We start from the raw sequence: 12,940 nt of genomic DNA, 5'->3' as shown, positions 1-12,940 counted from the left end.
CTGCCCCCTTACAGGCTGCTTGCGCCGCTTGAAATTGTATAGGCCTCTTCTACTACACTGACAAATATTTTTCCGTCACCAAAAGCGCCTTTTTCACCTGTTTTGGCAGTCTTGAGCACGATGCTGATTACATCTTCTTTGTCTTTTTCTTCATCAACAACCATGAATAAGAGTGTCTTAGGTATTTCGTCATAGACGATATCGCCAATGCGAATTCCTTTTTGTTTGCCCCGGCCAACAACGTCGATTTTGGTTACCGCATGAAACCCCGCCCGGGACAGTTCATAGATTACTTCATCCGCTTTATCCGGTCTAACCATTGCACGCACAAGAAACATATGGTCAACTCCTCCACATAATCTTTTTATTTACCAGCAGCGAACATTAAGCTAGTGCATCTAAAAAGCCGTGCTGCATCATTAATTCTTCCAAGCGGTCTTGTGTCATTGGTTTAGGAACAACGAACATCTTGTTATTTTTGATGCTCATTGAAAGTTGACGGTATTCATCGGCCTGGCCGGAAGTTGGATCATAATCAATAACTGTCTTCTTATTAATTTCAGCCCGCTGTACCAGGTTATCCCGTGGAACAAAGTGAATGAGCTGTGAACCCAGCTCTTCAGCAAAGGCTTTTAAAAGCGGGTATTCATTGTCAACTTTACGGCTGTTGCAAATGATGCCGCCCAGACGTACACCGCCGGTTAGTGCATATTTGCTGACGCCTTTGGCAATGTTATTCGCAGCATAGAGAGCCATCAATTCACCGGAAGCTACGATATAAATTTCCTGGGCTTTGCCTTCACGGATCGGCATCGCAAAGCCGCCGCACACAACGTCACCCAGTACATCATAGAATACATAATCAAGATCACTCGTATAAGCGCCCAGCGACTCAAGCATGTTAATTGAGGTGATGATCCCGCGGCCTGCACAGCCAACACCTGGTTCAGGACCGCCTGATTCTACACACATGGTATTACCGAAGCCCGGTTTTAATATATCATCCAGATCAATGTCATCACCTTCATCACGCAAGGTATCCAGTACTGTTTTTTGGCACAAGCCATTCAGCAGCAAGCGTGTCGAATCCGCTTTGGGGTCACAACCAACAACCATTACCTTGTTACCTGCTTCCGCTAAAGCTGCCACCGTATTTTGAGTAGTAGTGGATTTACCGATACCGCCTTTACCATATATCGCAATTTGTCTCATTTGTATTCCCTCCTGTTTTTACTAGTTAAACCTTCTTGTAACCATAAGATTGTTAGGTTATAATGAAAATAGGTAAATTTAAGCCAGTGCCTCTGGATAATTTGCCACCTGCCTCACCGGTACTGCCATATCGGTGGGGCTTTCATTTGTGCTGAATTTGTTTTTATCACTCATGGACCACCCCCTTAGCTTAAGAAAAACGTAGGCTAATAATGAAAAATGGGTAAATTTAATAGCCAGTGCCCCTGGTTTATTTACCACCTGCTTAAGCAGTACTGCCATACCGTTAAAGCATCTATTACTACCTTCGTCGACCACCGTTTTTTCAGCTCACCTCCTTAACTAAAATAATAGTATTTAATAAACACAATGGGGCTTATAGACGTACAAAAGTACGTTTATAAGCCCCATTGCTTACCCTGTGACCATAATCTAAAATGCTTAGACCAACATTTCGTTGCCTGATTATCCGGGGTATACACATAGGAGCTTACAAACGGCAGAATCCGTTTGTAAGCTCCATTGCTTAATTGGTTTTTTAATTTAAACAGAGTGTAACACAACAGCATAATTAGCGCAATAGGTAGTTAAAATTTCGTAATATTAAATCCATTCAGTTAATACATAAGTATTCACCAAAAACACAAATAGGCTTAACAATCTACTGACTGGCGAATAATCGAGATAACAAGTTCACCTGTCTTATACAGATCAGCTTCTTTAATAAATTCATCAGTAGTGTGCACTTTGTTCATTCCCACTCCCAATACTACTGATGGAATCCCATAAATATTAAAGAAATTAGCATCACTGCCGCCGCCGGTCCCTTTCAGCACCGGTTCCAGACCGATTGCCTGGATGGCCTGTTTACTGAGCTTTACTACCGGCATTTCCTCTGTCAGCACAAACGGATCATACGCTTTAGTTACGGTGATCTGAGCCTTAGCCCCATTAGCAGCGGCAACACGTTCAAACGTTTCCACCATGTGCTGTGTCTGCGCAGCCAGCTTTTCCAGATTGCGGCTGCGGGCTTCTGCAACAATTGCCACCTTCTCCGGTACAATATTGGTTGCACCGCCACCTTTGATATTCCCCACGTTTGCCGTTGTTTCAAAATCAATCCGGCCATCTTTAAGCTCAGCCATTGCCTTAGCAGCAACAATAATGGCATTTACACCATCTTCGGGCGCAACACCAGCATGAGCCGTTTTACCCTGCACAACAATCTCCAGTTTATTTTGACCGGGAGCCATCATAATAATTTCACCCGGCGCTCCACTCGAGTCAAGTATAAAACCGATACTGGATTTTAGCAGCGATTTGTCAATATTTTTTGAGCCATTCAAGCCGCCTTCTTCAGCAATGGTAAAAACAACCTGAATATCGCCATGAGGAACATTTTGCTCTTTCATTACCCGCATGGCTTCCAGTATTGCCACTACACCGGCCTTATCATCAGCGCCCAGTATAGTATTGCCTGCCGAAGTAATTATTCCGTTCTCCAGTTTGGGCTCTACCCCTGCACAAGGCTCGACACAATCCATGTGGGCACTGAACATAATAGCAGGCGCACCACTGACGCTACCCTGCCAATTGGCAATTACGTTGCCGCAGTTGCCGCCGATTTTCTCACCGGCATTATCTTCACTTACCACCGCTCCCAGCTCAGCAAGCCGGGCCTTAAGCACATCGGCTACTTGCCGCTCGTCTTTCGTTGAACACTTAATCCGCACCAGTTCAAAAAATTCTTGCAGCATTCTTTCCTTGTTAATCATAAAAATCCCCTCCGTTCCCGATTAACAACCTATTCGGTTTTGCACCGTCATTGTCCTTCGTGCATGGACGAAGAAAAACCATTGTTCCTGATCCTTTTCGTAATATGTTAGCTATTATTCTAGATTATTCCTGCAGTGACCGGTATATACTAACCTCAAAAATAAGAGAAGGTGTGTACAATAGCTAAAATAGTTGCCCTCCAGTCACCTACTGGCGCTGTTGCCCAGCATTTGCAGAAGTGTGGGTACCAAATCATTACTCTCCAGCAGGCTGCCAGTCCAGGACAGCGCGTTGATGCCCTGTTGGTAGCGGGCTATCGACCGGATATGGACGATCTGAGCGGCTGCACTTATGCCGATATCACCGTCGGTACTGGCTGCAGTGTAGTGAATGAACGGCAGGCACTGACGGTCAACATTACCGGACAGCGGCCAGAGCAGGTACAAGCTGCACTGGAAGGTTACCTGCAGCGGCGTGAAATCTAAAACAGGATGATTCTCCTCGCGGGAATCATCCTGTTTTACATTTCTCTCGGCTCACCGGCCTTAACCGCCAATGCGCGACATGCCCCGGTCACCTTTTTGCCCTTTTAAAAAATACTGCTGCTGCGGCTTATTCCATACGACCTGCTTGATTTGCGCTAGCAGCTGCTGATCGGAAGCGCCTGAGCGTAATCGCTCGCGCAGGGAGTATTCTTCATTGGACAGCAGGCAGGGTTTCAGATAGCCGTCAGGAGTGAGGCGAATGCGGTTACAGGAGCTGCAGAAGTGCTGCGATACGGGCGTAATGAACCCAATAGACCCCCGCGATTCAGGCACATGATATATCTTCGCCGGACAGCTTACGCCCAGTTGGGGAACCAGCTTGGTAAAACCGGCAGCAACAAGCTGCTGCTTCATTTCTGCGGCAGTAAATAAATAATCCTGGCCCGTACTAAAAGGCATGTATTCAATAAATCGCACCTGGTAATCATTTTGGAGAGCAAAAGCGGCCATGTCGGCTATTTCATCAGAATTAACGCCTTTCATAACTACCATATTGATTTTAACCGGAGTCAGCGCTGCCTGGTGCGCCTTTTTGATGCCAGCCAGCACCCGATCCAGCCTGTCCTGGCCGGTCATCCGGATAAACCTTTCCCGCTGTAAGGTATCCAGACTGACATTGATGCGCCCGACTCCTGCTTGCTTTAAAGAAAGAGCGTATTCTTCCAATAGACTCCCGTTGGTGGTCAGCCCGACTTCTTTAATGCCGGGTATACGGGTAACTTGCCGCAAAAAAGGCAGCAAGCCTTTACGCACTAAAGGTTCACCACCGGTTATGCGTACTTTGTCTACTCCCAGACCGGCAAAGGCCTTAATAAGGCGCACCAATTCCTCATAACGTAAAATATCAGTATGCTCCAGCCACTCTACACCCTCAGGCGGCATACAGTATTGACAGCGAAAATTACACCGGTCGGTCACGGCTACCCGCAGATAATGAATATGACGGCCTAGGCGATCGTACAATCCAGTCATTTCTTCACCTCTCCCGGATTGTTCCTCCATTTTTTTAAAGCCTACCGCAGTACTTGGAGTAGTTGTTACTCCAATAAGCTTAATCTTCTCCTGTGAGAATCGCGGGTACGTACTTTGGTCATCGCAACAAAAGTACGTACCCTCAATCCCTTATTTACCTGCTATGAAGTTAAGCAGCCCATTTGTTTTTTAAGCTTAGCGTATTCATCCACAACATATTGTTCTGCCCAGCGTTGGTCGTCAATTCTTTCAATATTCACCGCACAATGCTTATATTCAGGCGTCTTGGAAACCGGGTCCAGATGATTGATCGTCAATTCGTTGCAGGCACCTATCCACCAGTGATATGTCATATATACGGCACCCTTGCTCACCCGTTCCGTCTCCATAACCCGTGATATGACACGGCCGCGACGGGAAACTACCCAAACAAGCTCCTGATCCTCCACTCCCAGTGCTTCTGCATCTTCCAGGCTCATTTGCACATAGCCCGGCTCATCAGCCAGCTGCTGGAGAGCTACACAATTGCCGGTCATTGTCCGGACTGAGTAATGTCCGATTTCCCGTACGGTGCACAAAACAAGGGGATATTCCTTATCCGGTATTTCCAGAGGTGACCGCCATTCGACGGCAAACAGTTTGCCTTTTCCACTCGGTGTATCAAAACGGTTTCCGGTATAGAGATAGGGCGTTCCGGGATGCTGCTCATCCGGACAAGGCCATTGTATGCCGCCAAGTTCCTCCAGACGTGGATAAGTGGCACCTGTATACAGCGGGCACAGGCCAATTAGTTCAGTCCAGATCTCTTTCGTGTCTTTATATTGCATCGGGTAACCCATTTCAGTGGCTATTAAGGAGATAATCTCCCAGTCCGGTTTCACATCGCCTTTTGGCTCTACAGCCTTACGAATACGCTGAAAACCGCGGTCAGCGGAAGAATATACACCGTCATGCTCGCCCCAGGACGTAGCCGGCAGTATGACATCAGCATGAAGTGCCGTCTTATTCATAAAGATATCCTGTACGATGACAAGCTCCAGACTGTCCAGAGCATGACGCATATGAGCGGCATCAGGATCACTTTGCACCGGATCTTCTCCCATGATGTAATAGGCCTTAATTTTGCCGTCATCTACCAGTTCAGGCACTTGGGTGATATGATGTCCGATCGTACCAGGCAGCTTTTCAACCCCCCAGGCCTGTTGGAATTTTTCTCTGGCTTTTGCATCCGTCACTGCCTGGTATCCAGGGAATACATTAGGCAGTACACCCATATCGCAGGTTCCCTGGACATTATTCTGTCCACGCACCGGGCCTACTCCCACATTTGGTCTTCCATAGTTACCGGTCAGCAGCGCCAGCCCGGACAGCCCTTTGACCACATCCACCGCCTGGCCGAACTGGGTCACACCCATCCCCCAGAGAATGAATGCACTGGGAGCGGCAGCGTAGATGCGCATCGCCTCCCGTACCTTGGCTGCAGGCACTCCGGTAATTTTCTCAGCATATTCGGGTGTATACTTTGCTATCATCGCCTTATATTCTTCAAAGCCTTCGGTATAATTAGCCACATACTGCTTATTGTACAACCCTTCGGTAATCAGCACGTTGGCGCAGGCATTTACCATGGCCATATTGGCGCCATTGTTGATGGGAAGCCACAGATCAGCGATTCGTGCAGCTTCTGTAAACCGGGGATCGGTAACAATGATTTTTGCGCCCTTTTCTTTCGCCTTGATAATGCGGCGGGCTACAACGGGATGAGAGTCGGCTGCATTATAACCAAAGATAAACAGACACTTTGTATCTTCAATTTCCGGAATGGAATTGGACATAGCGCCATTCCCCAGCGTATAAGCAAGACCTGCCACTGATGGCGCATGGCAGACGCGGGCACAGTGATCAATGTTATTGGTACCCAGCACCGCTCTCGTAAACTTTTGCAGCACATAGTTTGCTTCATTGCCGGGCCCACGGGCTGATCCAGCTACCATGATGGCATCGGCCCCATACTTATCCTTTACTTCCTGCAGCCGTTTGGCAGTAAATTGAATGGCTTCCTGCCAGGATGCCTCTACTAATTGGCCATTTTTCCTTAACAATGGCTTGGTTAAACGCTTAGTCAGCCGCTGTGTATCATTAAGAAAGTCCCACCCATAATGTCCTTTCAGACACAGAGTTCCTTCATTTGTACGGCCATTAGCCGGCTCGGCGCCAATAATCGTATTATTCTCCACAAGCAGATTGAGATGGCAGCCACCGCCGCAATAAGGACATACGGTCAACACTTTTTCAGCCATTTTCCCCAGCTCCTTATCTACCAATTATTGTTTTAGCAGAAATTACACTGGTCAGTGATGGCTACCCGAAAATAATGAATATGACACCTGAGCCGGGCCATACAATCCGGCCATTTTTGCTTTTTCCGACTTTCCCGTTCCTTATAGCAGCTTTGCTTTCCAAGTCAGGCCAACCTAGTTTCTGTTCACAGTTAACATTGTCTTCGGCTTTATCAACTGTGAACCTTAGCACCCATCTGTTGTTTTATCTTGTCATATTCGTCAACAACATATTGTTCGGCCCAACGCTGATCAGTAATTTTTTCTACTCTTGCTGCACAGAATTTATACTCGGGAGTTTTTGAAATCGGGTCCAGGTTGTCAATCGTCAATTCATTACAGGAGCCGACCCACCAGTGATACGTCATATAGATTGCGCCTTTGCGCACCCGTTCCGTTTCCATAACCCGTGATATTACCTTGCCGCGCCAGGTTGATATCCATACCAGTTCCTGATCTTCGACCCCCAGATCTGCAGCATCTTCCACACTCATTTGTACATAACCGGGCTCGTCAGCCAGCTGCTGAAGCGCTGCACAGTTCCCGGTCATGGTGCGAACGGAATAATGGCCGACTTCCCGTACGGTCGAAAGGATTAGTGGATACTTCTCGTCCGGCAATTCTTTCGGCGGGCGCCATTCTGTGGCAAATAGTTTGCCTTTGCCGCTCGGTGTGTCAAAGCGGAAGCCCTTGTACAAATAGGGTGTCCCTGGATGGTCTTTCGTTGGACAAGGCCATTGAATGCTGTCCAGTTCATCCAAATGCTGATAGGTCGCCCCGGTGTACAGAGGACATAGGTCAATCATTTCCTGCCATATTTCTTCCGTGTTGTTGTACTGCATGGGATACCCCATAGCAGTGGCTACCAGCGAAATAATTTCCCAGTCAGGCTTGACGTCCCCCTTGGGCTCCACTGCCTTGCGGAACCGCTGGAAGCCGCGGTCGGCACTGGAATATACCCCTTCATGCTCACCCCAGGAGGTAGCAGGCAGAACCACATCGGCATGCATTGCCGTTTTATTCATAAAGATATCCTGGACAACAACCAGATCGAGGTTATCCAGTGTGTGCCGCATATGAGCGGCATTCGGATCGCTCTGTACCGGGTCTTCACCAAAAATGTAGAAGGCTTTGATTTTTCCCTCATGGGCATGATGAGGCATTTCTGTCATCATAATGCCTGGGTTGGCCGGAAGACTGGTATTCCAGGCCTTTTCAAATTTTTCCCGGATTTTAGGATCTGCCACCGGCTGATAGCCAGGGAACAGATTTGGCAGACACCCTACGTCGCAGGTTCCCTGCACGTTATTCTGTCCACGTACGGGTCCGACGCCCACGTTGGGTTTTCCCAGATTTCCGGTCAGCAGGGCGAGACCGGACAGTCCCTTAACAACGTCCACCGCCTGACCGTATTGCGTAACGCCCATGCCCCACAATATAAAGGCAGTTGGCGCTGCGGCATACATGCGCATAGCTTGGCGAATATTCTGCGCCGGTATGCCGGTAATCTTTTCGACATATTCCGGTGTATAGCTTTTAACCAGGCTCCGGTATTCTTCAAAGCCTTCCGTATAGTCAGCTACATATTTTTTGTCATACAGCTCTTCTTCAATAAGGACGTTGGCAAAAGCATTGACCAAGGCCATGTTCGTGCCATTTTTTATTGGCAGCCATAGATCGGAAATTCTCGCGGCCTCGGTAAAACGCGGATCGGTAACTATGATCTTTGCCCCTTTTTCCTTGGCGCGAATAATGCGGCGTCCCACAATGGGATGGGAATCGGCAGCATTATAGCCAAAGATAAATAAGCACTTAGTATCTTCAATTTCGGGAATCGAGTTGGACATTGCTCCATTACCTAATGTGTAGGCCAGACCGGCCACAGAGGGAGCGTGTCAAACACGGGCACAATGGTCAATATTATTTGTGCCGATCACCGCCCTTGCAAATTTTTGCATAACATAGTTGGCCTCATTACCCGGTCCGCGAGCCGAACCGGTACACATAATGGAATCAGGACCATATTTTTCTTTTATTGCCTGTAATTTGTCCGCAACAAACCGGATTGCTTCCTCCCAGGCGACTTCTACCAATTCGCCATTCTTTCTTAGCAATGGTTTTGTCAGCCGTTTGGTCAGCCGCTTGGTATCATTCAGAAAATCCCAGCCATAATGCCCCTTCAGGCATAATGTTCCCTCATTTGTACGGCCCGGTGCAGGTTCAGCACCCAAAATAGCATTGTTTTCCACAATGAGATTGAGCCGGCAGCCTGCGCCGCAATAGGGACATACTGTCAATACTTTTTCGCTCATGTTGGACCTCCTCAACTCGATGATTACTTAAAAGCAATACGCGACAGTTCCTCAGCGCAAGCCGTCCTTCTTTTCCGGACATGCTTGGACATGGTCGCGCCTTCGATAGGCTTAAAGGCCTCAGTGGGGCATACACCGGCACACGCAGGTCCCTCTGGTCTCCCAATACACAAGTCACACTTCAGCGCTACAATCCGCTCCTTGCTTTGTGCCCCATCGTCATCAATAACTTTGAGACTTGCCTGCATCATTTTTTCACCCTTTAAAACATGAGGCACCAGCTCTATCACACCAAATGGGCATGCAATAATACAATTTTTACAGCCAATACAGGCATCCGGGTTGATCTGAATGGTGTTGTTTTTGTTTACAATGCCTTTGGACGGACACACATTTGCACAGGGAGCATCTTCACATTGACGGCACTGAACAGGCACACTGATGGTAGCAGTCTTGACCACCTTTAGCCGAGGGTGGAAATCCTGGTCCAAAGACCCGGTTACCAGTGCATCTGCCGGTGAATGAGCCAGTACGCAGGCAATTTCACAAGTGCGACAGCCAATGCATTTATTGGGGTCGGCCACTATAAATTTGTTCATCATAACAATCCCGCCTTTCGTCACTTTCCTTTTCCATTAGCAGGAGCAATCCCCACCGTTCACCTCCTCCGCCAGCTGAGAGATTCCTGCTGGCATCAATCTACCACCACCCGCTCTGCGTTTGTGTAGACATGGAACCAATCCCCTTTGGCTACGCCAATCAGTGTTATCCCTAGTTTTACAGCCATATCAATTGCCAGCGATGTTGGCACCGACCGGGCAACTACCACCGGTACGCCCATTTTGCTCACCTTTAGAATGATTTCCGACGAGACACGTCCGCTGAATACGAGGATTTTGTCAGCCAGAATCACTCCTCCTTCGAGGCATTTGCCGTACAATTTATCAAAGACATTGTGCCTGCCAATATCTTCGGCAAAGCATACCAGCCTGCCACCGGCAGCAAGCGCTCCGCTGTGCACACCGGAAGTAACCTGGTGTGTAGCCGAAGCGTGTTCCAGCAGGAGAGCATATTTATTAATATCTTGTGCTCTGACGCGCAGTTCACTGTTGATCTCTTTAGATACACGGGCATCGTTGGCAAAATAAAACTCTGCCCGGCCCCGCCCGCAGCAAGCGGTAAGGCAGCGCTTCAAATACATCCGCCCCGCATTATCCGGGACCTGATCGGCTTCCGCCCAAATCAAGCCGCGCTCTTCCTCTACTGTAAACTCCGTCAAATCAGCAATACTGCCAATCATGCCTTCTGATACGAGAAACCCTAAGGCTAAGTAGCGCTGTTCTACCGGCGAGCACAGCATTGTCACCAGTTCCTTGCCATTTAGGTACAGCGTTAACGGTTCTTCTTCAGACACCATATCCTGAACGGGAAGCAGTTTTTCATCTATTGCTTTTAGCGCAGGATACGCATGTACGCCCGAAATTGTTTCCTGCATTTTACCACCTACTTTTATTGTATTTTACTTCCTGTCCCGCCAGTTACAGACGGTCAAGAGCAAGCATAATGCCGTGAATCAGGGCCTGGGGCCGCGGCGGGCAGCCAGGCACATATACATCTACAGGAACGATAGTATCCACCGCGCCGCGAATGGCATAGCTGTCACCAAAGGTCTGACCGCTGCAAGCACAGCTGCCTACTGCCATGACCAGCTTAGGTGACGGAGCCGCTTCGTAGGTCATTTGCAAGGCTTGCGTGGAATTGCGGGTAACGACCCCGGTCACCATCAGCAGGTCAGCATGGCGGGGAGAAGCAACAAAGTCAATACCATACTGCTGAATATCGTAAATAGGATTGCATAAATGAGTCATTTCAAAGTCACAGGCATTGCAGGAGCCAATATCAACATGACGTACATGCAGTGAACGGCCCAGTGCCGAACGGATTTTCTTTTTAAGGCCATCAGCAGCATCTTCCGCCAGCGCTCCGCCTAACGTTGCCAGTTTAAAGTGACTGGTTTGTTCCAGGCAGCCAGCCGGACAGGTTTCAATGCAATGGCCGCAAAAGATGCATGCCTTCTGATCAATGACCGGCACCTCTTGCCGGAGTGCGATTGCCTGCGTGGGGCAGGCAGACAGACATTGCCGGCAATCCCCGCAGTTGGCAGGCTGTATCCGGACCTCACCTGAAGACCGCTCAGGCAGGGCCAGTGCATCCCAGTTCTTAGTTACAGTGCCGGTAGCCACAATTTTACGCATTAAATTCAACATATTTCCACCTCCTAGCGGTCCAGACAAGCATAAGATAATTCGTAGCTTTTATTGACAAGCGGAAAATCAGGGATAATATTGCCTGGCGCTGCCACGGTAAGTGCCGGCCAGTTGGGATACGCAGCAGCCCTGACAAACAGCCGGTAGATGGTGTTGTTCTCTCCCGTCATCAGCCAGTGCAGGTTACTACCCTGCGACGATTCACTCCAGCCAAAGCCATTGCTGTAGGCCGGTATCAGACCAATCTCTTCTTTTAACGGCCCCGGCGGCAGCTTATCCAGAATCTGCCGGATCAGGCGGATTGTCTGGTAAACCTCATCAACCCGTACCCATAACCGGGCTGCCACATCACCAGTGGTATATACGGGCACTTCAAATTTTAATTCGGAATAGCATTCATAGGGATAGTCGCGGCGCAAGTCGACGTCTATTCCGGAAGCTCTGGCGCCTACGCCTACAACACCCAGATCAAGTGCCGCCTGGCGGGGAACGACTCCGGTGGTATTTACCCGTTCCAGAAATTCATCATTGGGCCGCAGCAAACCGATTAGCCCGGTAAAATCAGGCTCCAGCTCATCCAGCATTCTTCGAATCTGACCGGCGATCCGGTCCGAAATGTCCTTCCGGACTCCGCCGGGAATGACTAGTCCCCGCAAAAACCGGTTGCCTGTTAAGGCTTCATTCACCGTCATAATTGCTTCTTTCATGCGGGCGCCAGCCATAATCGGCACGGCAAATCCCATACCGGCACAAAGATTGCCAATGTCGCCGACATGATTGTACAGACGTTCCAATTCGGCTGCCAACACTCTCAGATACCGGGCCCGTGGAGGTACCTTCACATTGGCCAGACCTTCTATTGCATGACAATAGGATAGGGAATGAGCAATCGTGCAAACACCCGAAATCCGTTCTACCTGGTAAAAAGCCTGTTCCAGCGGCCTGCCTTCCAGGGCCTTTTCAATGCCGCGGTGCAGAAAGAACATTTTTGCATCCAGACGAAGAATGCGCTCTCCCATTTGACTGAACCGGAAATGGCCGGGTTCGATAATTCCTGCGTGAATAGGGCCGACCGGTACTTCGAAGACGCCTTCTCCTTCTACTCCTGCCATGGGATATTCCCGGTTGGCAGTAGGTACTGCCACGTCTGTTCTAAAATCCTTGCGCAGCGGGTAGTGCTGCTCCGGCCAATTTTCATGCAGCACCAATGGCCTGAGATCAGGATGCCCTGCCGGTTTTAAGCCAAACAAATCGTGAATCTCCCGTTCATACCAGGCCGCTGCCGAAATTTTTGGAGTAATTGAAGGAAATTCCAAAGGCTCTTCAGCAGTAAGTCTCGCCTTTACCACTTGTATTCCACATCCCATTGCAAAGGCGCAATAGATAGCATAGTGTCCATTCAACAGCCGTTCATCATTGGCAAACATAGCAATTAGTCCATTTTGCCCCTCCTGATAGATAGAGTAGGCAACTGTGCGTAAATCTTCTGCCTCAATATTGAGTTGCTCAATCACCGG

General features: G+C 48.8%; 11 protein-coding genes. 1 reads left to right on the top strand and 10 read right to left on the bottom strand.

Going from position 1 to position 12,940, the window contains the following annotated elements:
- Positions 1-8: 8 nt before the first annotated feature.
- The 3 genes from RTR76_RS01470 to RTR76_RS01460 form a co-directional block, all read right to left on the bottom strand.
- Complete coding sequence (locus tag RTR76_RS01470; protein WP_132078864.1) at positions 9-338, bottom strand: P-II family nitrogen regulator; 330 nt, start codon at positions 336-338, stop codon at positions 9-11.
- A 46-nt stretch (positions 339-384) separates the two neighbouring features.
- The gene (gene nifH, locus RTR76_RS01465; protein WP_312515843.1) at positions 385-1,212 is read right to left on the bottom strand and encodes a nitrogenase iron protein; all 828 of its coding nucleotides are present in this window, start codon (positions 1,210-1,212) and stop codon (positions 385-387) included.
- A 653-nt stretch (positions 1,213-1,865) separates the two neighbouring features.
- Positions 1,866-2,987 (bottom strand): M20/M25/M40 family metallo-hydrolase, encoded by a 1,122-nt coding sequence (locus RTR76_RS01460; RefSeq protein ID WP_312515841.1) that lies wholly within the window; start codon positions 2,985-2,987, stop codon positions 1,866-1,868.
- A 171-nt stretch (positions 2,988-3,158) separates the two neighbouring features.
- On the opposite strand from RTR76_RS01460, the gene RTR76_RS01455 reads away from it, so the two are divergent.
- Entirely contained in the window at positions 3,159-3,473 is a 315-nt protein-coding gene (locus tag RTR76_RS01455) for a YkuS family protein (RefSeq protein WP_312515838.1), read from the top strand.
- Between the two features lie 60 nt (positions 3,474-3,533).
- Here RTR76_RS01455 and moaA read toward each other — a convergent pair whose 3' ends face one another.
- The 7 genes from moaA to RTR76_RS01420 all read right to left on the bottom strand — a co-directional run bounded on the left by moaA (position 3,534) and on the right by RTR76_RS01420 (position 12,937).
- A complete protein-coding gene (gene moaA, locus RTR76_RS01450; protein WP_312515835.1) occupies positions 3,534-4,505 on the bottom strand; it encodes a GTP 3',8-cyclase MoaA in 972 nt (323 codons plus the stop codon).
- Positions 4,506-4,666: 161 nt separating this feature from the next.
- Positions 4,667-6,805, bottom strand: a complete 2,139-nt coding sequence (fdhF, locus tag RTR76_RS01445; protein ID WP_312515832.1) for a formate dehydrogenase subunit alpha — start codon at positions 6,803-6,805, stop codon at positions 4,667-4,669.
- A gap of 212 nt (positions 6,806-7,017) precedes the next feature.
- Positions 7,018-9,156: a formate dehydrogenase subunit alpha gene (gene fdhF / locus RTR76_RS01440; protein ID WP_312515829.1), complete on the bottom strand. Its 2,139-nt coding sequence runs from the start codon at positions 9,154-9,156 to the stop codon at positions 7,018-7,020.
- Positions 9,157-9,179: 23 nt separating this feature from the next.
- Positions 9,180-9,758 carry a 4Fe-4S dicluster domain-containing protein gene (locus RTR76_RS01435; RefSeq protein WP_312515826.1) on the bottom strand — a complete coding sequence of 193 codons (579 nt, stop codon included), beginning with the start codon at positions 9,756-9,758 and terminating at the stop codon, positions 9,180-9,182.
- A 92-nt stretch (positions 9,759-9,850) separates the two neighbouring features.
- Positions 9,851-10,651, bottom strand: a complete 801-nt coding sequence (fdhD, locus tag RTR76_RS01430; RefSeq protein ID WP_312515823.1) for a formate dehydrogenase accessory sulfurtransferase FdhD — start codon at positions 10,649-10,651, stop codon at positions 9,851-9,853.
- A gap of 43 nt (positions 10,652-10,694) precedes the next feature.
- A complete protein-coding gene (nuoB, locus tag RTR76_RS01425) occupies positions 10,695-11,423 on the bottom strand; it encodes an NADH-quinone oxidoreductase subunit NuoB (RefSeq protein WP_312515820.1) in 729 nt (242 codons plus the stop codon).
- An 11-nt stretch (positions 11,424-11,434) separates the two neighbouring features.
- The gene (locus RTR76_RS01420) at positions 11,435-12,937 is read right to left on the bottom strand and encodes an NADH-quinone oxidoreductase subunit C (RefSeq protein ID WP_312515817.1); all 1,503 of its coding nucleotides are present in this window, start codon (positions 12,935-12,937) and stop codon (positions 11,435-11,437) included.
- Between the last annotated feature and the right edge of the window lie 3 nt (positions 12,938-12,940).

It is taken from the genome of Anaerospora sp., from assembly GCF_032013335.1.
GTDB lineage: Bacteria > Bacillota > Negativicutes > Sporomusales > DSM-15969 > Anaerospora.
This window is presented reverse-complemented; position numbering and strand designations above follow the sequence as displayed.